The sequence below is a fragment of the Rubrivivax gelatinosus genome (genome assembly GCF_004340905.1).
GTDB lineage: Bacteria > Pseudomonadota > Gammaproteobacteria > Burkholderiales > Burkholderiaceae_C > Rubrivivax > Rubrivivax gelatinosus.
This window is the reverse complement of record NZ_SLXD01000018.1, coordinates 42506-62918: the sequence shown is the minus strand read 5'-3', so window position 1 is coordinate 62918 and position 20413 is coordinate 42506. Positions and strand designations below refer to the sequence as shown.

The 20413-nt window shown below is 70.7% G+C and carries 22 protein-coding genes and 1 pseudogene; 11 read left to right on the top strand and 12 right to left on the bottom strand.

What is annotated here, in order from left to right; all coding sequences use genetic code 11:
- Positions 1 to 59 precede the first annotated feature (59 nt).
- Both ispH and EV684_RS22105 read right to left on the bottom strand, forming a co-directional pair.
- Positions 60 to 1025 carry a 4-hydroxy-3-methylbut-2-enyl diphosphate reductase gene (ispH, locus tag EV684_RS22110; RefSeq protein WP_200222394.1) on the bottom strand — a complete coding sequence of 322 codons (966 nt, stop codon included), beginning with the start codon at positions 1023 to 1025 and terminating at the stop codon, positions 60 to 62.
- Positions 1025 to 1468: an FKBP-type peptidyl-prolyl cis-trans isomerase gene (locus EV684_RS22105; RefSeq protein WP_132649509.1), complete on the bottom strand. Its 444-nt coding sequence runs from the start codon at positions 1466 to 1468 to the stop codon at positions 1025 to 1027. Before EV684_RS22105 ends, ispH begins: the two co-directional genes overlap by 1 nt.
- Positions 1469 to 1521: 53 nt before the next feature.
- Between EV684_RS22105 and radC the strand changes: the two genes are divergently transcribed.
- Together radC and EV684_RS22095 are read left to right on the top strand one after the other, a co-directional pair.
- On the top strand, positions 1522 to 2199 hold the full coding sequence (gene radC / locus EV684_RS22100) for a RadC family protein (protein WP_132649508.1): 678 nt from the start codon (positions 1522 to 1524) through the stop codon (positions 2197 to 2199).
- Positions 2196 to 2825 carry a Smr/MutS family protein gene (locus EV684_RS22095; protein ID WP_132649507.1) on the top strand — a complete coding sequence of 210 codons (630 nt, stop codon included), beginning with the start codon at positions 2196 to 2198 and terminating at the stop codon, positions 2823 to 2825. The genes radC and EV684_RS22095 overlap by 4 nt, the downstream gene beginning before the upstream one ends.
- A gap of 11 nt (positions 2826 to 2836) precedes the next feature.
- Here the strand turns inward: EV684_RS22095 and EV684_RS22090 are convergent, their stop codons facing one another.
- From EV684_RS22090 to EV684_RS22080, 3 genes are read right to left on the bottom strand one after another with little or no spacing between them, the layout of a single operon-like run.
- Positions 2837 to 3229 (bottom strand): group II truncated hemoglobin, encoded by a 393-nt coding sequence (locus EV684_RS22090; RefSeq protein WP_132649506.1) that lies wholly within the window; start codon positions 3227 to 3229, stop codon positions 2837 to 2839.
- A complete protein-coding gene (locus tag EV684_RS22085; protein WP_132649505.1) occupies positions 3226 to 4065 on the bottom strand; it encodes a MinD/ParA family protein in 840 nt (279 codons plus the stop codon). The genes EV684_RS22090 and EV684_RS22085 overlap by 4 nt, the downstream gene beginning before the upstream one ends.
- Entirely contained in the window at positions 4062 to 4793 is a 732-nt protein-coding gene (locus EV684_RS22080) for a GGDEF domain-containing protein (RefSeq protein ID WP_132649504.1), read from the bottom strand. Before EV684_RS22080 ends, EV684_RS22085 begins: the two co-directional genes overlap by 4 nt.
- A 190-nt stretch (positions 4794 to 4983) precedes the next feature.
- On the opposite strand from EV684_RS22080, the gene EV684_RS22075 reads away from it, so the two are divergent.
- From EV684_RS22075 to EV684_RS22060, 4 genes are all read left to right on the top strand, one after another.
- On the top strand, positions 4984 to 5826 hold the full coding sequence (locus tag EV684_RS22075; protein WP_132649503.1) for a CheR family methyltransferase: 843 nt from the start codon (positions 4984 to 4986) through the stop codon (positions 5824 to 5826).
- A 59-nt stretch (positions 5827 to 5885) separates the two neighbouring features.
- On the top strand, positions 5886 to 6554 hold the full coding sequence (gene cheD, locus EV684_RS22070; protein ID WP_132649502.1) for a chemoreceptor glutamine deamidase CheD: 669 nt from the start codon (positions 5886 to 5888) through the stop codon (positions 6552 to 6554).
- 32 nt (positions 6555 to 6586) lie between these two features.
- Positions 6587 to 7672 (top strand): protein-glutamate methylesterase/protein-glutamine glutaminase, encoded by a 1086-nt coding sequence (locus EV684_RS22065; RefSeq protein ID WP_132649501.1) that lies wholly within the window; start codon positions 6587 to 6589, stop codon positions 7670 to 7672.
- Positions 7673 to 7808: 136 nt separating this feature from the next.
- Complete coding sequence (locus EV684_RS22060) at positions 7809 to 8582, top strand: sulfite exporter TauE/SafE family protein (RefSeq protein ID WP_243651263.1); 774 nt, start codon at positions 7809 to 7811, stop codon at positions 8580 to 8582.
- A gap of 9 nt (positions 8583 to 8591) precedes the next feature.
- Here EV684_RS22060 and hemW read toward each other — a convergent pair whose 3' ends face one another.
- From hemW to EV684_RS22035, 5 genes are all read right to left on the bottom strand, one after another.
- A complete protein-coding gene (gene hemW / locus EV684_RS22055) occupies positions 8592 to 9806 on the bottom strand; it encodes a radical SAM family heme chaperone HemW (protein WP_132649520.1) in 1215 nt (404 codons plus the stop codon).
- 85 nt (positions 9807 to 9891) lie between these two features.
- On the bottom strand, positions 9892 to 10530 hold the full coding sequence (locus tag EV684_RS22050; protein WP_132649499.1) for a non-canonical purine NTP pyrophosphatase: 639 nt from the start codon (positions 10528 to 10530) through the stop codon (positions 9892 to 9894).
- Positions 10531 to 10543: 13 nt separating this feature from the next.
- Positions 10544 to 11269 (bottom strand): ribonuclease PH, encoded by a 726-nt coding sequence (gene rph / locus EV684_RS22045; protein ID WP_132649498.1) that lies wholly within the window; start codon positions 11267 to 11269, stop codon positions 10544 to 10546.
- A 167-nt stretch (positions 11270 to 11436) separates the two neighbouring features.
- The gene (locus tag EV684_RS22040) at positions 11437 to 12345 is read right to left on the bottom strand and encodes a PP2C family protein-serine/threonine phosphatase (RefSeq protein ID WP_132649497.1); all 909 of its coding nucleotides are present in this window, start codon (positions 12343 to 12345) and stop codon (positions 11437 to 11439) included.
- A 6-nt stretch (positions 12346 to 12351) separates the two neighbouring features.
- A complete protein-coding gene (locus EV684_RS22035) occupies positions 12352 to 13320 on the bottom strand; it encodes a serine/threonine protein kinase (protein ID WP_014429747.1) in 969 nt (322 codons plus the stop codon).
- A gap of 29 nt (positions 13321 to 13349) precedes the next feature.
- On the opposite strand from EV684_RS22035, the gene EV684_RS22030 reads away from it, so the two are divergent.
- Positions 13350 to 14249 (top strand): YicC/YloC family endoribonuclease, encoded by a 900-nt coding sequence (locus EV684_RS22030; RefSeq protein ID WP_132649496.1) that lies wholly within the window; start codon positions 13350 to 13352, stop codon positions 14247 to 14249.
- Positions 14250 to 14584: 335 nt separating this feature from the next.
- On the opposite strand, the gene EV684_RS22025 is transcribed toward EV684_RS22030, so the two are convergent.
- Positions 14585 to 15655, bottom strand: a complete 1071-nt coding sequence (locus tag EV684_RS22025) for a hypothetical protein (RefSeq protein ID WP_132649495.1) — start codon at positions 15653 to 15655, stop codon at positions 14585 to 14587.
- 2 nt (positions 15656 to 15657) lie between these two features.
- A complete protein-coding gene (locus tag EV684_RS22020) occupies positions 15658 to 17013 on the bottom strand; it encodes a hypothetical protein (RefSeq protein WP_132649494.1) in 1356 nt (451 codons plus the stop codon).
- A gap of 303 nt (positions 17014 to 17316) precedes the next feature.
- Between EV684_RS22020 and EV684_RS22015 the strand changes: the two are divergent.
- The 4 genes and pseudogenes from EV684_RS22015 to EV684_RS22000 all read left to right on the top strand — a co-directional run.
- Positions 17317 to 18297: pseudogene (locus EV684_RS22015) on the top strand (Fic family protein); the annotation flags it as partial.
- A gap of 384 nt (positions 18298 to 18681) precedes the next feature.
- On the top strand, positions 18682 to 19185 hold the full coding sequence (locus EV684_RS22010) for a hypothetical protein (protein WP_132649493.1): 504 nt from the start codon (positions 18682 to 18684) through the stop codon (positions 19183 to 19185).
- A gap of 2 nt (positions 19186 to 19187) precedes the next feature.
- On the top strand, positions 19188 to 19970 hold the full coding sequence (locus EV684_RS22005) for a hypothetical protein (RefSeq protein WP_132649492.1): 783 nt from the start codon (positions 19188 to 19190) through the stop codon (positions 19968 to 19970).
- Positions 19971 to 20001: 31 nt separating this feature from the next.
- Positions 20002 to 20394 carry a hypothetical protein gene (locus EV684_RS22000; protein ID WP_132649491.1) on the top strand — a complete coding sequence of 131 codons (393 nt, stop codon included), beginning with the start codon at positions 20002 to 20004 and terminating at the stop codon, positions 20392 to 20394.
- The last annotated feature ends 19 nt before the right edge of the window (positions 20395 to 20413 follow it).

The following is a 20413-nucleotide window of genomic DNA, read 5'->3' as shown; positions in this document are numbered from 1 at the left end:
TTCTAGAAAGGCGAACGGCGCCGTCGAGGGCGCCGTCGTCGGATATTCGGCGGCGGCGTTCAGCCGGAGGCGGACTCGGTCTCGGCCATGCTGCGCTCGCCCAGGCCGCGCGGCAGCGGGAAACGCACCGCTTCCTTGACGCCGTCCATGTTGCGCACGCTGAGCACGCCCAGCTCGCGCAGCCGGGCGATGACCTGCTGCACCAGGATGTCCGGCGCCGAGGCGCCGGCGGTCAGGCCGACGCGGCGGCGGCCTTCGAACCACTCGGGCTTCAAGTCGTCGGCGCTGTCGACCATGTGCGCCGGCGTGCCCAGGCGTTCGGCCAGCTCGCGCAGGCGGTTGCTGTTGCTGCTGGTCGGGCTGCCGACGACGACGACGACGTCGACCGCCGGGGCCATCACCTTGACCGCGTCCTGGCGGTTCTGCGTCGCGTAGCAGATGTCCTGCTTCTTGGGCTCGCGCACGTGCGGGAAGCGCTGCTTCACCGCGGCCAGGATCTCGGCCGCGTCGTCCACCGACAACGTGGTCTGGGTGACGACGGCGAGCTTGTCGCCGCGCGGGTGCACGCGCTGCACGTCGCCGGCATCCTCGACGAGGTAGATGCCCTCGGAGAGCTGGCCCATCGTGCCTTCGACCTCGGGGTGCCCCTTGTGGCCGATCATGATGAACTCGTAGCCCTCGCGCGCCAGCTTGGCGACCTCGACGTGGACCTTGGTCACCAGCGGGCAGGTGGCGTCGAAGACCTTGAAGCCGCGGCGCTCGGCCTCCTCGCGCACCGCCTGGCTGACGCCGTGCGCGCTGAAGACCAGCGTCGCGCCACGCGGCACCTCGGCGAGGTCCTCGATGAAGATCGCGCCCTTGGCCCGCAGGTCGTTGACGACGTAGGTGTTGTGCACGATCTCGTGGCGCACGTAGATCGGCGCGCCGAACTTGGCAAGCGCGCGCTCGACGATCTCGATCGCGCGGTCGACGCCGGCACAGAAGCCACGCGGCTCGGCCAGGACCAGTTCCTCGATCGCTGCCATCACAGCACTCCCAGGATCTGCACCTCGAAGTGCACGGACTGGCCGGCCAACGGGTGGTTGAAATCGAACAGCAGCCAGTCCTCGCCGACCTCGCGCACCATGCCGGCGTAGCTGCCCTGGCCGTCGGGGGTCGGGAACTGCACGACGTCGCCGACGGTGTAGACGGTGTCCTCGTCGCCCAGTTCGCGCATCAGCGACATCTTCACGCGCTGCATCATCTGCGGGTTGCGCTCGCCGAAGGCGGCGCCCGGCGGCAGCTCGAAACGCGCCTGGGCGCCGTCTGCCAGGCCGATCAGCGCCTGCTCCAGGCCCGGGGACAGGTCGCCGGCACCGATCGTCAGCGTCGCCGGCGTGCCGCCGAAGGTGTTGACGATGTCGCCGCCGTCGGGCCCGGCGAGCCGGTAGTGCAGGGTCAGGAAGGAGCCGGACTGGACGCTGGTCACTGGGGGTACGTCGCTGACGATAGACTGGTTGCGGCCATTGTAAGAGCCGCCCCATGCCCCTCCTGAAGGACCTGCCCGCCGACCAGCGCCCGCGCGAGAAGCTGCTCGCACGCGGCGCCGGTGCGCTCGCCGACGGCGAACTGCTGGCGCTGCTGCTGCGCACCGGGCTGCCCGGCGAGGGCGTGTTCGAGCTCGCGCAGCGCGTGCTGGCGGCCTGCGGCGGTGTCGGCGGGCTGCTCGCCGCCACACCCGCCACCCTCGAGCGGGTGAAGGGCCTGGGGCCGGCCAAGCAGGCCGAGCTGCTGGCGGTGATGGAACTCGCGCGCCGCGCGCTGGCCGCCCGGGTGCGCGCCGCGCCGGTGTTCGACGCGCCCGACAAGGTCAGGGACTACGTCGCGCTGCACCTGGCCGGCCGGGATCACGAGGTGTTCGCGGTGCTGTTCCTCGACAGCCAGCACCGGCTGATCGTGATGGAAGAGATGTTCCAGGGCACGCTGACCCAGACCAGCGTCTACCCGCGCGAGGTGGCGCGCCGCGCGCTGGCGCTCAACGCCGGCGCGGTGATCCTGGCGCACAACCACCCGTCGGGCGTCGCCGAGCCCTCGCGCGCCGACGAGTTCCTGACGCAGACGCTGCGCCAGGCGCTGCAACTGCTGGACGTGCGCGTGCTCGATCACCTCGTCGTCGGCCGCGGCCAGGTGGTGTCGATGGCCGAACGGGGGCTGGTGTGAAGATCTCCAGCCTGAAGGAACTGCAGGCGCTGCGCGAGGCGATCGCGCGGCGCGAACGCGAAGCCGCTGAACGTGCCGAGCGCGAGCGCCGCGAGGCGGCCGAGGCCGAGGCCCAGCGGCGCGCCTTCGCGCATGCCGTCGGTCCGGTGCACGCGCTGCGCCCGCACGGGCGCGCCCATGTGCAGCGCGCCCGGCCGGCGCCGCTGCCGCGCCAGCGCGAGGCCGACGAACGCGAGGCGCTGCGCGCGACGCTGTCCGACGAGGTCGACGTCGAGTCGCTGCTGCTGACCGACGACGGCCTGTCGTTCCGCCGCTTCGGCGTCGGCCCCGACGTCGTCACCCGGCTGCGCCGCGGCCACTGGTCGATCCAGGCCGAGGTCGACCTGCACGGCCTGCGCCGCGACGAGGCGCGCGACGCGCTGGTGCGTTTCGTGCGCGAGGCGCTGCAGCGCGGCCAGCGCTGCGTGCGCGTGGTGCACGGCAAGGGTCACGGCTCGCCGGGGCGCAAGCCGGTGCTCAAGGTCAAGGCCCAGCGCTGGCTGGCGCAGTGCGAGGAGGTCATCGCCTTCGCCCAGGCCACCGGGCCGCAGGGCGGTGCCGGCGCGCTGATCGTGCTGCTCGGCTAGGGCGGCGCCTCTCAGCCGCCCTTGTTGCGCATCCAGTCGGCGGTGCCGAACAGCGACTCGGCGAGCTTGTCGGCCAGCGCCGGCTCGATCTCGCGCTCGCCCATCGCCTGGATCATGCAGGCCATCCACTGGTCGCGTTCGGCGATGCCGATCGCATACGGCAGGTGGCGTGCACGCAGGCGCGGGTGGCCGAAACGCTGCACGTAATGGTCCGGCCCGCCGAGCCAGCCACAGAGGAACCAGAACAGCTTGTCGCGCGAGCCGTCCAGGCTCTGCGGGTGCATCGCACGCAGCGCGGCGTAGGACGGCTCCAGCTCCATCAGGTCGTAGAAGCGGTCGACCAGCGTGCGCACGCCGGCTTCGCCGCCCAGGCGCTCGAACGGCGCCGGCACGGTCGCGCTCACCGCGTGCCGTCGAGCTGGGCCAGCAGGCGCGTGGCAATGCCGACCATCGCGATGGCCGCCGGCGCGCCGGGCAGGCTTTCCAGCAGCAGCTGGCGGCGCAGCACCGCTTCGCGCACCGATGGATCGGACGGCAGCTCGCCGAGCAGGTCCAGCCGCACCGGCGCATCCAGCGACGGCGCCACGTAACGGTCGACCACCGCCTGCAGCTGCTGGCGCACCACGCGGCCCTCGCCGGGCCGGCGCGCCTGGTTGACGAGCACGTGCATCTGGCGCCGCCCCTGGGTGGTCGCCAGCACCTTGATCGTCGCGTAGGCATCGGTCAGCGAGGTCGGCTCGGGCGTGGCGACGACCAGCACGTCGTCGGCCAGCGAGACGGCGTAAAGCACGACGTCGGAGATGCCGGCGCCGGTGTCCAGGATGACGTGGTCGAAACGCGGCGAGACCTCGGTGATGACACGCTGCAGCTGGTCGCGCACTTCGGGCGTCATGCGCGAGTACTCGACCATGCCCGAGCCGGCGAGCAGCACCGTGAAGCCGCCCGGGGCCGGCAGCAGCGCCTCGTCGAGCGAGCACTTGCCGGTGAAGACGTCGTGCAGCGTCAGCTTGGGGTACAGGTTGAGCACGACGTCCAGGTTCGCCAGGCCCAGGTCGGCGTCGAGCACGAGCACGCGCCGGCCCTGTCGCGCCAGCGCGGCGGCCAGGTTGGCGGCAACGAAGGTCTTGCCCACGCCGCCCTTGCCGCTGGTGACCGCGCTGATGCGCGCACGCGGCCGCCCGGCGCGGGCGGCGTCGGCTCGGGAGCTGGGCACTGCGGCCGGCGGGGTACCGTCGGTCATAGGAAATCCTGGAAGCTCGTGGAGTCGAACAACAGCCGCTTCTCATCGTGGCTGACGTGGGAATCGGCGGTCGGCTCCAGCAGCACGCGGTTGCGGCCGGCGGCCTTGGCGGCGTAGAGCTGGAGGTCGGCGCGCTCGAGCCACAGCGCCGGCGTGGAACGCACCCACTGCGGCGCGAAAGCGCCGCCGACGCTGATGCTGACGGCGAGCTCGCGGCCGTTGCCCACCGGCACCCGCAAGCGCTCGACCTGCTGGCGGATGCGCTCGGCGACCGTCTCGCCGAAGGTATGCGGGCAGTTGGGCAGGATGATCGCGAACTCCTCGCCGCCCACGCGTGCGACCAGGTCCATCGGGCGCACGCTGTCGGCCAGCACCGCGGCCACGGCGCGGATGACTTCGTCGCCGGCGGCGTGGCCATGGTTGTCGTTGACGAGCTTGAAGTGGTCGATGTCGGCGACCAGCATCAGCGCCGGCTCGCCGCTGCGCGCGACGCGGTCGATCTCGCGCTCCAAGGCGACCCGAAAGGCACGTCGGTTGGCCAGCCCGGTGAGCGCGTCGCGGCTGGAAAGCTCGACCAGCGCGTCGATCAGCTGCTGCATCCATTGCGCGCTGCCGCGCTCGCCACGAGGCTCCGGCACCCCCGAATGCGCGAGCAGCTGCAGCGCCTGGTCCAGGCGCAGCTCGGTCTCTTCGGCGGGAATCGGATGGAAAGGACGGTCCACAGGCATGTCCAGCGGGCAACGGCCGCGCCGACACCCCCGGGAAAGCACCAGTCTAGCGGGGGTCGAGGCGCGCGCAAACGGGATCTGAGCGGAAAACGCCGCATAACTCGACGCCACGGCCGTCGCAGGGAACGCGACACTGGCGGCCGGACCCATCTTCCTCGGTCGCGCCGCGTGCGCGCCGCGCACCACCGCCATGAACGCTGCCCTTCCCGTGCTGGCCAACGTTGCCGAACAGGAGTTCACGCTCTCGGCGGCCGACTTCGAACGCATTCGCCAGCTGATCTACCAGCGCGCCGGCATCAGCCTGCACGCCGGCAAGCAGGCGATGGTCTACAGCCGCCTGTCGCGCCGACTGCGCGAAACCGGCTACCGCGACTTCTCGAGCTACCTGCAGGCGCTCGAGCGCGGCGGCTCCGACCAGGAATGGCAGGAGTTCGTCAACTGCCTGACGACCAACCTGACCGCCTTCTTCCGCGAGGACCACCACTTCCACGCGCTGGTCGAGGACCTGCGCGCCCGCGCGTCCAAGCCGATCCGCATCTGGTGCAACGCCGCGTCCACCGGCGAGGAGCCCTACTCGCTGGCGATGACCGTCGTCGAGACGCTGGGGGCTTCGGCCCAGGTGAAGATCCTGTGCAGCGACATCGACACCAAGGTGCTGGCCACCGCCAGCCGCGGCGTCTACAGCGCCGACGCGCGCGGCCTGTCGCCCGAGCGCCTGAAGCGCCACTTCATGCGCGGCACGGCCAAGAACGAAGGCTTCATCCGCATCAAGCCTGAGCTGTCGCGCCTGATCGAGTTCCGCAGCTTCAACCTGATGAGCGCCAGCTGGTCGGCCCTGGGCGACCCCTTCGACATCGTGTTCTGCCGCAACGTGATGATCTATTTCGACAACCCGACCCAGCGCAAGGTGCTGGAGCACACGCACGCGGCGATGAAGCCCGGCGGTCTGCTCTACGTCGGCCACTCGGAGAACTTCACCGACTCGCGCGACCTGTTCAGATTGCGCGGAAAGACGATCTACGAACGCGTCTGAGTCGACCTGCGAGCTTGTCCCGACTCAAGAACGAATCCGAACCGGACGATAAGACGACCATGTCAATCGCCTCCCTGTCCGCGGCGCCTGCCGCGCGCGTGCCCTCCGGGCCCTCGCGCCTGGAGCGCCTGAAAAGCGCACCGCGCCGCCCGGGCGAGGCCTCGTTCTTCTTCTACGACTCGCACTTCCGCAACGAGGCGGTGAAGGTGCTGCCCGGCGAGTTCTTCGTGCACGACGAGGATCTTCTCGTCATGACGACGCTGGGATCGTGCATCGCCGCGTGCCTGTGGGACCGCGAGAAGAAGGTCGGCGGCATGAACCACTTCATGCTGCCCGACGCCGGTGGCTCGGCCGACTGCGGCCGCTACGGCTCGTTCGCGATGGAGCTGCTGATCAACGAGATGATCAAGCGCGGCGCCACGCGCTCGACGATGGAGGCCAAGGTCTTCGGCGGCGGCGCCGTCATCAGCGGCATGAACAGCATCAACGTCGGCGAGCGCAACACGAGCTTCGTGATGGACTACCTGCGCACCGAGCGCATCACGGTGGTCAGCAAGGACGTGCTGGACATCTACCCGCGCAAGGTGTGTTTCCTGCCGCACAGCGGCAAGGCGATGGTCAAGAAGCTCGCCTCGGCCAACACCGAGGCGCTGGTGGCGCAGGAACGCGCCGCCGCCACCCAGCGCGTGCCCGCCGGCAGCAGCGGTGGCAGCGTCGACCTGTTCTGAGTACGGCGACCAGGTCGCAGGAGAACAAGAGGATGAGCAAGACCCGCGTCGTCGTCGTCGACGATTCCGCCCTGGTTCGCGGCCTGCTGGCCGAGATCATCAACCAGCAGCCCGACATGACCTGCGTCGGCGCAGCGTCCGACCCGCTCGTGGCGCGCGAGATGATCCGCAACCTGAACCCCGACGTCATCACGCTGGACGTCGAGATGCCGCGCATGGACGGCATCGACTTCCTGTCGCGCCTGATGCGGCTGCGGCCGATGCCGGTGGTGATGGTGTCGACGCTGACCGAACGCGGCGCCGAGGTGACGATGAAGGCGCTGGAACTCGGCGCCGTCGACTTCGTCTCCAAACCCAAGATCGGTGTCGCCGACGGGCTGCGCCAGCTGGGCGACGACATCACCGAGAAGATCCGCGCCGCGACCAAGGCCCGCGTTCACCGCCTGGCCGCCGCGCCGGCCACGCCGGCCGGCCCGGGCGCGGCCAAGCCGGCCGCCGTCAGCCCGCTGGGGCGGCTGTCGACCGAGAAGATCATCTTCATCGGCGCGTCCACCGGCGGCACCGAGGCCACGCGCGAAGTCATCACCCAGCTGCCGCCGGACTCGCCGGCGGTGATGATCACCCAGCACATGCCGCCGGGCTTCACGAAGAGCTACGCGGCACGGCTGAACGGCCTGGCGCGCATCCGCGTGGCCGAGGCGGTGGACGGCGAACGCGTGCTGCCCGGCCACGCCTACATCGCCCCAGGCGGCCTGCACCTGTCGGTGGAGCGTTCGGGCGCCAACTACATCGCCCGCGTGCGCGACGGCGATCCGGTCAACCGCCACAAGCCTTCGGTCGAGGTGCTGTTCCAGTCGGCGGCGCGGGTCGTCGGCCAGAACGCGCTGGGCGTCATGCTCACCGGCATGGGTGCCGACGGCGCGCGCGCGATGCGCGAGATGCGCGACGCCGGCAGCTGGAACGTGGCCCAGGACGAAGCGACCTGCGTCGTCTTCGGCATGCCGCGCGAAGCGATCGCGCACGGCGCGGCGCACGAGGTGCTGCCGCTGCAGCGCATCGCGCCGGCGCTGATCGAACGCCTGCGCAGCACCGCCGGCCTGGCGACGACACGCGTCTGACCCCCGAGTCGAGGGCAGCAAGCCGGCCCGGAGCTTGCTGCCCCCGTGGGCGAGGGCCCTCGGGCGCACGCGTTCATGCGTGCCGGTAGCATCGGCCCCGGTAACGCAGCGAGGAACGGATTTGGACGCGTGGTGGGTGAATGCCATTGCCGGCTTCGGCGTCGGCACGGTCGTGGGCATCACCGGCGTCGGCGGCGGCGCGCTGATGACGCCGATCCTGGTACTGCTGTTCGGCGTCGCGCCGGCGTCGGCGATCGGCACCGACCTCTGGTTCGCCGCGATCACCAAGTCGGTCGGCGGCTTCGTGCACCACTCCAAGGGCACCGTCGATCGCGAGGTGCTGAAGCTGCTGTGCCTGGGCAGCCTGCCGACCTCGGTGGCCACGCTGGCCTGGCTGCACCTGACCAACGCCTCGCAGCTCAAGAGCGGGCTGCTGATGAGCGCGCTCGGCGCGGTGCTGCTGCTCACCGCGGTGGCGATGCTGTTCAAGAAGCGCGTGCAGGCCGTGGGCCTGAAGCTGCGCACCGTCTCGCCGCTGGACTTCAAACGCTGGCAACCCGCGCTGACCGTCGTCGCCGGCGCCATCCTCGGCCTGCTGGTGACGCTGACCTCGATCGGCGCCGGGGCGCTGGGCGCGGTGATGCTGGTCTACCTCTACCCGTTCCGGATGACGCCGTCGCGGCTGGTCGGCACCGACATCGTGCACGCGATCCCGCTGACCATCGTCGCCGGCACCGGTCACCTGATGCTCGGCAACGTCGACCTGATGCTGCTGGGCACGCTGCTGATCGGCTCGATCCCCGGGATCATCATCGGCTCGCACCTGAGCGCGCGGCTGCCCGAGCGCGTGCTGCGGCCGGCGATCGCGACGCTGCTCGTCGTCGCGGGAGCCAAGCTGCTGCACGTGTGACGCCGCGCCTCAGGACGGCGCCAGGAACAGCTGCTGCAGGTCGGAGAGGAAGTCGAAGCCGCGCGCCGTGGGCGCGAGGCGTGCACCGCGGCGCTCCAGCAGGCCGCGTTCCAGCGCCCGCGTCATCCCGGGCTCCAGCGCCGTCGGCGCCAGGCCGGTGCGCTCGGTGAACAAGCCGAGCTCGAAGCCCTCGCGCAGACGCAAGGCGTTGAGCATGAACTCGAACGGCAGCTCGTCCGCGGCCACCTCGTGCTCGTTGGACAGCGCGCGGCCGGCCAGCGCCTGCTCGACGTAGGCCTGGGGCTCGCGCCAGCGCACCTGGCGCACGACACGCTCGGCGAACGACAGCTTGCCGTGCGCGCCGGCGCCCAGTCCCAGGTAGTCGCCGAAATGCCAGTAGTTCCGGTTGTGCACGCAGCGGTGGCCCGGGCGCGCGAAGGCCGAGACCTCGTAGCGCGCCAGGCCGGCGTGCGCGGTGCGTTCGGCGATCAGGTCCAGCATGTCGCTGGCCAGGTCGTCGTCGGGCAGGCCTTCGGGCGGGCGCGAGGCGAAACGCGTGTTCGGCTCCAGGCTCAGGTGGTAGATCGACAGGTGCGGCGGCGCGAAGGACAGCGCCGTGTCGAGGTCGCGCGCCAACGCCGCCAGGTCCTGGCCGGGCAGCGCATACATCAGGTCGAGATTGAAGGTGTCGAAGGCACGCGCCGCCTCTTCGAGCGCGGCACGCGCCTGGGCGCCGTCGTGCACGCGGCCGATGGCGGCCAGAGCCGCGTCGTCGAAGCTCTGCACGCCGACCGACAGCCGCGTGACGCCGGCGGCGCGGAAGGCGGCGAAACGTTCGCGCTCGAAGGTGCCGGGGTTGGCCTCCAGCGTGATCTCGCAGCCGGGCTCCAGCGGCAGGCGCGCGCGCAGCGCGGCCAGCAGCCGGTCGACCTGTTCGGGCTCCAGCAGGCTGGGCGTGCCGCCGCCGATGAAGACGCTGATCACCGGCCGGCCCCACACCAGCGGCAGCGAGGCTTCGAGGTCGGCGATCAGCGCGTCGACGTAACGCGACTGCAGCGCCGCGTCGGGCCGGCCGCCGCCCAGCTCGTGCGAGTTGAAGTCGCAGTACGGGCACTTGCGCAGGCACCAGGGCACGTGCAGGTACAGCGACAGCGGCGGCAGCGTGTCCAGGCGCACGGCGCCGGGCTTGAGAAAGTGGATGACCGACGCGGCCTGGTGATCCAGCGGCCGCCGCGGATCCGGCGCCGCCGGTCCGCTGGCGGCGCCCCCCTGGGGGGGAGCGCCGAAGGCGCTTCGGGGGGGGGCGTCGTCAGCCAAGGTGCCAGGCCGTCTGGAGCAGCGAGATCATCTGCGCCGCGGCACGGGCGCGGTGGCTGTGCGCGTTCTTCGTCGCCGCATCGAGCTCGGCCACCGTCGCGCCCAGTTCGGGAACGAAGACCAGCGGGTCGTAGCCGAAGCCGCCGCTGCCGCGGCGTTCGGCCAGCAGCTCGGCGTTCCAGCGCCCGGCCGCGACCAGCGGCTCCGGATCGTCGGCATGACGCAGCGCGACGATGACGCTGACGAAGGCCACGCGGCGCTCGGCGACGCCGGCCATGCGTTCGAGCAGCAGCGCATTGTTGGCCGCGTCCTGCGCGGCGCGGCGCGCCTCGCGGTCGGCCAGCGCGGCGGCGGCGGCCGGCAGCGGCGCGTAATGCGCCGAGATCACGCCCGGCGCGCCGCCGAGCGCGTCGACGCATAGCCCCGAGTCGTCGGCGATCGCCGCACCGCCGACGGCACGCGCCGCGTGGCGCGCCTTGGCCAGCGCGTTCTCGACGAAGGTGTGGTGCGGCTCGTCGGCCTCGGCAACGCCGAGTTCGCCTTGCGGCACCAGCTCGATCGGCAGCGTGCCGAAGAGCGCCCGCAGCTCCTTGAGCTTCTTCGCGTTGTTCGACGCCAGCACGAGGCGCATCGCCGCGCTCCCGTCAGGCGGCCAGCGCCGCGCGCTGCGCGGCCGCCAGCTCGGTGATGCCCTTGCCGGCCAGCGCCAGCAGCGCGTCCATCTCGGCACGCGTGAACGGCACGCCTTCGGCCGTGCCCTGGATCTCGACGAAGCCGCCGGAGCCGGTCATCACGACGTTCATGTCGGTGTCGCAGGCCGAGTCCTCGACGTACTCGAGGTCCAGCAGCGGCGTGCCGTCGACGATGCCCACCGAGATCGCGGCGACCTGGTCGCGAATCGGTGTCGCGGCGATCCTGCCTTGGCCGAGCAGCCAGTTCACCGCGTCCTGCGCGGCGACGAAGGCACCGGTGATCGCCGCGGTGCGCGTGCCGCCGTCGGCCTGCAGCACGTCGCAGTCGATCAGGATGCTGCGTTCGCCGAGTGCGGCGAGGTCGAACACCGTACGCAGCGAGCGGCCGATCAGGCGCTGGATCTCCTGCGTGCGCCCGCTCTGCTTGCCGCGTGCGGCCTCGCGGTCGCCGCGCGTGTGCGTGGCGCGCGGCAGCATGCCGTACTCGGCCGTCACCCAGCCCTCGCCGCTGCCGCGCTTGTGCGGCGGCACCTTCTCCTCGACCGAGGCGGTGCACAGCACCTGCGTGTCGCCGAAGCAGATCAGCACCGAGCCTTCGGCGTGCTTGGTGTAGTGGCGGGTGATCGTGACGGGCCGCAGCGCATCGTGCGCACGGCCGCTGGAGCGGACGAAGGTCATGGCGAGAGGATCGGAGACGAAGCCCTCATTGTCGCCGCCTGGCCCCATCCTCCACGTTCATCGAACTGGAACCCCTCCTGGAGGGGGCTGGGGGAGCCAACGCCAAACTGGAGCCCCCTCGCGGAGGGGCCGGGGGAGCCCAAGGGACAGCGTGAGCCATCCGGCGCTCATCGCTTCTGCGATGAGCGCCGGATGGCTTCGTTGATCTCGCGGATGGACCGTTCGATTTCCGCCTCGTCCAGTTCGTCGGCCGGCTCGCCGGCCATGCTGGCCTGGATCGTCGAGGCGAAGACCTGGTCGCCCAGCGACAGCGTCGAGACGCCGCCGGCGCTGTCACCGTCCTCGGCGCACTCCCATTCGACGGCGATCGCGGTGACGTTGTCGCTGCGCGCGCCGCCCAGGCGCAGCGCCTGCTCGACGAGCTCGGGCACCGCGTCGGAGATCGGGCGGCTGGCCAGCTGCTCGGCGATGACGGCGTCGCTGAGGTGGCCCCACAGGCCGTCGGAGCACAGCAGGATGCGGTCGCCGGTCTGCAAGAGCAGCGGCCCGGTGGTGTCGACCACCGGCTTGCCGGGGCTGCCCAGGCAGGTGAACAGCACGTTGCGGTTCATGCGCTCGCCCATCGGCACGACCTGGGCCAGCGTGTCCTGCAGCTCCGAGTACGAGTGGTCGCGGGTGCGCGCGATCAGCTTGTCGCCGCGCACCAGGTACAGCCGCGAGTCGCCGCAGTGCGCCCAATAGGCCGAGTTGCCCTGCAGCACGCAGGCGACGACCGTGGTGCGCGGCGTGTCGCCGAGGGAGCGCTCGCTGGCATAACGCAGCAACTGGTGGTGCGCGGCGAGGATCGCGTCGTGCAGCGTGCGCATCGGCTCGCGCAGCGAGGGCCGCGCCTCGCGCTGGAAGATCGCCGCGAGCGTCTGCAGCGCCAGCTGCGAGGCGACCTCGCCTTCCGGGTGCCCGCCCATGCCGTCGGCCAGCGCGAAAAGGCCCGCATCCCGCGTGTAGCAATAGCCCATGCGGTCTTCGTTCTTCTCGCGGCCGCCTTTGCGGCTGACCTGGTAGACGGCGAAGCGCATCGTGCGTCAGGCCTTCTGGCCGGTCTTGATGGTCTCGATCTGGAGCTTGAGCCGCTCGCTGAAGCTCAGCTTGGTGTAGCGGCGCTCGGTCTCGCGCGAGAGCTCCTTCTGCAGCGCGAACACGCTCTGCGGGCGCGACAGCGGGTCCAGCGACATGCACCACTCGGTGACCTCGATGAGGTTGTCCGAGTAGACGTTGCGCAGCCGCGAGAGCGACAGCGCCAGACGGTCCTTCTCCAGGCGCTGCGGCGCGTCGTTGGGCGGGTAGCCCTGCATGCAGGCGTAGATGCAGGCGCCGATGGCGTAGATGTCGGTCCAGGGGCCCAGCGAGCCGTCGCGGCGGTACATCTCCGGCGCGGCGAAGCCCGGCGTGTACATCGGCCGGATGAAGTTGCCTTCCTTGGACAGCACCTCACGCGCGGCGCCGAAGTCCAGCAGCACCGCCTTGTTGTCGTTGGTGATGAAGACGTTGGCCGGCTTGATGTCCAGGTGCAGCATCTTGTGCTGGTGCACGATGCGCAGGCCGCGCAGGATCTCGTCGAACAGGCTGCGGATCGTGCTCTCGCGGAACACCTTGTCGCGCTTAAGGTCTCGCGCGGTGACGATGAAGTCCTGCAGCGTGTCGCCCTGCAGGTAGTTCATCACCATGTAGACGGTCTCGTTCTCGCGGAAGAAGTTCAGCACCGAGACGACGCTCGGGTGGCTGATCTGCGCGAGCGAGCGACCTTCTTCGAAGAAGCTCTTCAGGCCCAGGCGATACAGCGGCTGCTTGTCGGGCTTGACGCGCGGTGTCAGCTCACCCGGCGAGCGCTCGGCCAGCGACGATGGGAGGTACTCCTTGATCGCGACGAGCTGCTTGTCCTGGCCCTCGGCGAGGTAGACGACGCCGAAACCGCCAGCCGCCAGTTTCTTGACGATCTGGTAGCCCCCCACCACGGTGCCCGAGGGCAGTGGAGCGGGTTTGGGCTTTGACATAATCGCCGGCTTTTCGAGGGGTGGAATCGATGGCGGTTTATAGCATGACGGGTTATGCCAACGCCGCTTCGGCCCCGGCTGCCGAGGGGGGCGCCGCGTCCTCGGTTTCGGTGGAGGCGCGCTCGGTCAATGGCCGCTTCCTGGACCTGTCCTTCCGCATGCCCGACGACCTGCGTGGACTGGAGCCGGCGCTGCGCGACCTGCTCGGCACGGCGTTCCGGCGCGGCAAGATCGAGATGCGCATCTCGGCCCAGCGCGACAGCGACACGGCCTGGCCCAACCCCAACCCGGAGCAGCTCAACCGGCTGCTGCGCCTTGAAGGCTCGGTGCAGGGCTGGATGCCGCAGGCGCGCGGCCTGTCGGTCAACGAGGTGCTGCAGTGGTGCCGCAACGGTGCCGGCGGCGAGCGCCTCGACGAGGCGGCGCTGGAGGCCGCGCGCCAGTGCATCGAAGGCCTGAAGGACGCCCGAGCCCGCGAAGGCAAGCGCCTGGTGGCGATGCTGATGGACCGCCTGGGCAAGCTGCGCGAACTGGCCGACAAGGCCGAGCCGCTGGTGCCGCAGGTGGTGCAGCGCCAGCAGCAGCGTTTCCTGGAGCGCTGGAACGAGGCGCTGGCCGGCGCCAACGCCGGCAACAGCGTGCCGGCCGCGACGCTGCAGGAGCGCGCGCTGGCCGAAGCCGCCGCCTTCGCGATCCGCATCGACGTCGCCGAGGAGCTGACCCGGCTGCGCTCGCACCTCGACGAGATCGAGCGCCTGCTGAAGAAAGGCGGCGAACTCGGCAAGCGCCTGGACTTCCTGATCCAGGAACTGCAGCGCGAAGCGAACACGCTGGGCTCCAAGTCGCCGGCGATCGAGCTGACGGCCATCTCGGTGGAGATGAAGGTGCTCGTGGAGCAGATGCGCGAGCAGGTGCAAAACATTGAGTAGGTTTTCGGGGGTGTTCGGGGCGTCCCAAAAACGCACCTAACCCCTTGATGTTCCTGGGATTTCGGTCACCAGGACGTCTCAGGCGGTTCCGCCGAAGTGCGTGAACCGTGTGAGGTTCAGAGTGGTTCGAGCCTGAACCACACACGCTGCGCCAGCCCCTGCTGCGGCAACTCCGCCGGGGCGCAGTCGACCTCAACCCGGATGAGCAGGACTACGCCAGGCAGGTTCGCAAGCAGCGACCAGGCTTGTCGCTGCCAGACCGATGCGCACTCGGTGACGCCGGACGCCAGGAGCAGGCGCTGGTTTCCGGGGACATGCCCGCCAACCGCCCCCGGTCAGCGCGCCACGCCAGCGGCCGGGACCTTGGGCGACGCGTCGTTGCCGCCGCTGGGGCGCGGTGCGAGCGAGACCACGCGGTACTCGGTCTCGGCCCAGCACCACCAGAAAACCTTGGCGCCGCTGGGGCTCGAACGGCATTGGGTCGGACCCGTCTTGACCCACTCATAGGACACCGCGTCGGGGATGAGGCCGCGCTGGATCTTGGTCGGCTCGGTTTCGCCCCGGCTCGCGCGTTCAGCAAGGCGTGCGACCTCGGCGCGAGCATCGGCCTCGGACGCGTGCATGGGGTCGGAGCTCAGGCTGCCCGGCCAGAGGAAGGTGTAGCGCTGCGCTTCGGCCCGGGCGGGCGCGGCGGCCGGCGTCTGTGCAGGCGACTGCGACTGACGCTCGCGCGCGAGCGCCGCCTGCTGGTTGCGGCGGATCAGCTGCGCCTCTTCTTCGCGGGCCACGGCGCGCCGCTGCTCGGCCTGGGTGTCCTGCAGGCGGTTCATGGCCTGGTTGTGGATGTTGTTCAGCCGCTGCGCCCCCGCCATGGCCGACGCGAAGCCTTCGCGCATGCCATCTGCCAGGCTGGGCGTGGGGCTGCCGTCGGTGCAATTGCCCACATAGCGCTGCCCTGCCACGCACTGGTGGTACTCCACAGGCACAGGGCAAAAGCGCGCGCATTCGTCCTCCAGCGCCTGGCGCTGTGCCTCGCGCTCGCGCCGCTTTTCTTCGCTGGCCTGCAGTTCGCGCTCTTCCTCGAGGAAGGCCTTCGACTTGGCCACCCACGCGCGGTCGCGCTGCTGGTGCGCGTACAGCCGCGCGCGGCGGTGGCGCGCTTCGGCGCAGTCGAAGTCGCGAGCCAGCGTGCAGCAGTCGGCCTGATCAAGCAGGTCCAGCAGTTCGGCCCGGTCCAGCGCGTCGAGTTGCGAGACCAGGCCCTGCAGGTGGGCCGCGTCGCCCGCGGCCGGGTCGTTGGGGGCCGCCCGCGCGGGCGCGGCCATGGCCGACAGCAGGGCAGTCAGCAGCACGGCCAGCGGCAGGACGCGCGGGCGGCGCGCAACGAACGGGACTGCGTGGTGCATGGTCAGGGCCTTTCGATGCGGGTGGCCCCCGCGGGCTCCCACTCGACGTCGTTGCTGACGACCTTGTCGCGCCGCGCCGCGGCCCGGTAGGCCTGGCGCTGCTGAAAGGCCGACATCGTGTCGGGCAGGCAGGCGATCTCTCCCTGGATGTCCTTGCGGCCGACGCGTTCGTAGCGGGCCACGCACTTGCTCGCCAGCCCGGGTTGGACGTCGCAGGTGCCGTCGATGGGGCCGCGCAGCGGGGCAGGCCACTGAGCAGGGTCGCTGGCGTGGATGGCGCCGCTGAAGGCCACGAACCAGTCGAACAGCTGCTGGTCGGTCAGCGAGGACCCGCCGGGCGCCCACACGCCGCTGCGCACCTGGCGCCCGGTGTCGCCCACACGCACGGCAGCGGTGCAGAACTGGCGCCCGGGCGCCATCGTCTGCGGTGACGGCACCGGCCGGCTGCCGGGGGGCACCACCGCCAGCGACCCCATTCTTCCGGCGTACCAGCGGCGCGCCAGATGCGCTTGCTCGGCCGTGCTGTAGCAGCGCTGCGTGACGTCCTGCTCCTCGATGCCGCGCCCGAACGAGAGCTGGCGTCCGTTCACGAGCACGGCGGTCAGCGCGCCTTCGATGGACGGCGTGTCGATCGGGCGGTCCCAGAACGGCTGAGGCTCGAGACTGTCCTGGGCGTACCCGCGCCAGGAGAACCAGTCGTCGTCCGCGGAGTGCAAGGCTTCGACGAAGCCGCGCAGCGAGGCGAGTTGCGCCGGTCGGCCCTTGTCGCCCGTGGTGGGGGTTTCCCACACCGGCGACACCGCGCGCACGTAGCGCCAGCTGGTTCGCTGCACGGCGAAGCAGAACAGGCCGTGCTGCGCGTCGTGGGCGGCCAGGGCGTCGTCGATGGGGCGTTCGATGGCCGCTCTTTCGCGCATCTCCTTCTCGCGCGCCTGCTGCGCCAGGGCCTGTTGTTCGGCGTGGCGGCGCTGGGCGTCGGCGGTGGGCCGAGCGGTGCCGAGCAGCACCTCCTGGCGGGGCAAGGTGCCCGGCAGGATGCGCATTTCTTTCTCGAACACGCGCTCCTGATCAGGGCCAGCAGGCTTGGCCGCGCGCAAGCGGTAGGTACCTGGCACCACGATCAGGTCCAGCGGGCCGTCGGCCGGGCATTCGCCGCGCACCTCGCCGTCGAGGGTCACCGCCGCTCCGGCGGCTGCCTCTTCGCAAAGCAGACGCAACACCGTCGGAGCAGCGGATGGCGCCGCGGTCTGCGCCTGTGGCGACAGCGCAGGAGCCAGCAGACACGGCACCAGCACCGCTCTCCAGGCAGAGCCCCTTGATCGCGCCAAGACCCGCAGCGGCGGATTGCCTTCAAACATTCCCGGGCTCCTCACTCGTCGGCATGGCAAGACTGTAGCGGCTGCCTGAGCTCCACCACGGCCACGGCCGCTGGAAGAACGAGAACGGCGCGTCGCCGACATGGCAGTGGCCAGCGCAACGGCGTCCGGGCGCGGTCCGGTGGGCGACAGCAGCATCGTCACTGTCGAGGCGCTCAAACCACTCTTCCGAGGTGCAGCGTTGACAGCCTGTCTGTGGCCTTCCCACTGGCACGCCGTGACGACTGAATGCGGCAATCATGGATTTATTGGGGCAATGAAACATCAAAATACCCCAATACCTAGTTGCGCGCCCTGGGTGAGTACAGGGGCAAGCAGCAGCTCTTCGTGGCGCAATCGCCGGAGGTCTTGAGCGACCTGCGGCAGGTGGCAGTGCTCGAGTCCGCCGAGTCGTCGAACCGCCTGGAGGGCGTGGTCGTCGCCGCGCACCGCCTCAAGTCGCTGGTGCTCAAGAACGCCACGCCGCAAAGCCGTTCCGAGCAGGAAGTGGCCGGCTACCGCGATGCCCTGAGTCTGATCCATGAGAGCGGCGAGCAGATGCCGTTCTCCGAAGGCACGGTTCTGCAACTCCACGGCATGCTGTACCGCTACATGCCGCAACCGGGCGGGCACTGGAAGGCGACCAACAACGACATCGTCGAGCGTCACCCCGATGGCAGCTCACGCATCCGCTTTCGACCGGTCGCGGCGCACCTCACGCCCATGGCGATGGCGGACCTGATCGCGCGCTACCGCATGGCCTTGGATCAGCACTTGGCAGACCCCTTGGTGCTGGTGCCGCTGGCCATCCTCGATTTCCTGTGCATCCACCCCTTCCCGGATGGCAACGGCCGCATGGCACGACTGCTGACCCTGCAGCTCCTCTACCACTTCGACTATGCGGTGGGCCGCTTCATCAGCCTGGAGCGCATCTTCGAAGAGTCGAAGGAGAGCTACTACGAAACGCTGGAAGCCAGTTCCCAGGGTTGGCACGAAGCTGCACACGACATCGCGCCATGGCTCGACTACTTCTGGGGTGCTCTGCTGCGCGCCTACAAGGAATTTGAAGAGCGCGTGGGCACCATCGAACGCGGCCGGGGCGCCAAGGGCGACCGTGTTCGCTCTGAAATTCTCAAACGCCAACTGCCCTTCTCCATCTCGGAGATCGAGGAAGCCTGCCCTGGCATCAGCCGCGACATGGTGCGTGTGATCCTGCGCGCCATGAAGGCCGAGGGGGTGATTGCCCCGAATGGCAAGGGACGCTCGGCGAAGTGGATCAAGTTGTAGCCGGGGAACTCCAAGCCCGGAGATACCGGGTGCAGAACATCGAGTAGGTTTTCGGGGGGTGAGCTTCGCCGCTGCGCCCGCCCCACCGGCAGCCCCCACTCATGCTGCGGCGACCGGGTGCGAGACGCATCGCCCCCGGGACGCCGCAGAGTCTCTTACCCGCCACTGGGATCGATCCGCAGTAGCTGCGCGGCGGCGGCGCTCCTAGCCTGCCGTCCGGGCTCGCAACCGGAGCATTGCATGGCTGGAACCGACGGAATCGGCGGCATCGGCGCCATCTCCTCTGCCTCATCCCTCGCCGGCGCGGCACCTGCGGCAGCGGAGACGAACCGCGACAGCAGCGCCGCACCCCCCAGGACCTGGTCGCCCGCCGACTCGGTGACCGTGGCCACGCGCCCGGGCGACAGCGCCGCGAGCGTGCGCGCGCGCGCCTTCGCGGCGATGGCGCGCGAGGCCGGCCTCGCGCCTGCGGCGCGTGCCGAATTCGTCCGCCGCGCCACGACGCTCGACGAGGGCGCGCTCAACGCCCCGGCCGACTCGGCCGCCGGGCAGGCCCGCGCGCGCAGCGCTGCGGACGCCAGTGCCGCGATCCAGCGCGGCGAGATCCAGGTGGCGCCGACGCGCGCCCAGGCCGGGCTGCTGAACCTGATGAAGGCACGCGATCAGCAGTCCGTCGCCGGCCTGCCGCCCGCCGGTGCGGCGGTGGCGTTGCCGCAGGCCGCCAACGTCGTGCCCGGCACCGCCGGGACCTCGGCCGTGACACCCGAGGTGGCCAGCGCGATCCTCGCCAACGTCGCCTCCGGTCGCCCGCCGTTCAATCCCGAACTCGGCCAGGTGGGTCGGGTGTCGTGGTTCGTCACCGCAGGCGACCCGTACACGAGCACCTGACCGTGCCGGTGGAGATCCGCAACACCGGCGGCGCAGCGCCGCTGCAGTTCGGCGAGCGCCAACTGGTCGAGATCTACCAGCGCCAGCTCGCCGGCGCCACCGCGACCGCTGAACAGCAGCTGCGCACCCGCACCGGCAAGACGCACGGCGAGACGCTGTCCAACACCAACCTGCGCGAGATCCAGCGCAACGCCAACGCGATGGCCGAACGCGCGATGTGGGCCGAGGTCGGCGAGTCGGTGCGCGCCAGCGAGTCCGGCGTCGGCCGCGTCACGCTGCACGACAGCGTCTTCTCGAAGACCGGCAACGGCGAGTTCACGCTGACCAGCCGCGCCGAGAACGTGCGCCTGGCTCGCAACGGCGCAGCCTCGCTGGTCGAGTTGCTGAAGGCACAGAGCACCCCCGTCGAACCCGGCGTCATGGACGCCGTCGACAAGCTGGCCACGCAGGAGAAGTGGGTGGGCCGCGTGCAGGGAGCCTTCCGCGTCGGCGGCAAGGTGCTGATCGTGGTGGGTGCCGCCCAGGACGGCTGGCGCATCTACACCGCGCAGGACAAGGCCAAGACCACGGTGGAGGTGGCCGGCGGCTGGGCCGGCGCGATGGCCGCCGGCAGCACCTTCGCGGCCTGGTACACGCCGGCGGACGCCGCCGGTCCCTGGGCCTGGGTGGGACACGGCGTCGGCACCCTGGTGGCCGGCGGCGTGGGTTACTTCGCCGGCTCGCAGGCCGCGCGCAGCGCCTACGAGCTGACGATCGAGGGTCGCCCGCTGGAGATCGGCCGCTAAAGGCCGCACGCGGCCTTATCGTCACGGCACGATGAACCTCGCCGACGAGACCTGCCGCCACCGCCTGCTCAGCCGCGGCCCCTGCGGCGCCTGGCGCGCGCTGCCGGGCAGCCACACGGCGCTGATGGACGAGGCCATCGTCTTCGGTGACGACGGCGAGGGGGAGATGCGCCTGCGCAGCGTGCTGCGCGGCGAATCGCGGCTGCGCTTTCGCTGGCGGCTCGCGGCCTACGGCGTCGTGCAGTGCCAGCCGCGCTACGACACGCCGCTGGCGGGCGACGACGGCCTGCCCGAGGATGCCGACTGGTTCGAGCTGCCGTACGAGTTCCGGCGGCAGGCCACCGACGCGGGCAGCTTCTGGGTGCTGCAGGAACGCGGCACCGCCGGCTTCTGGGAGATCGGCTCGCCGCTGGTGCCGGCGTGACGGTCCAGCGGGGGGCGCG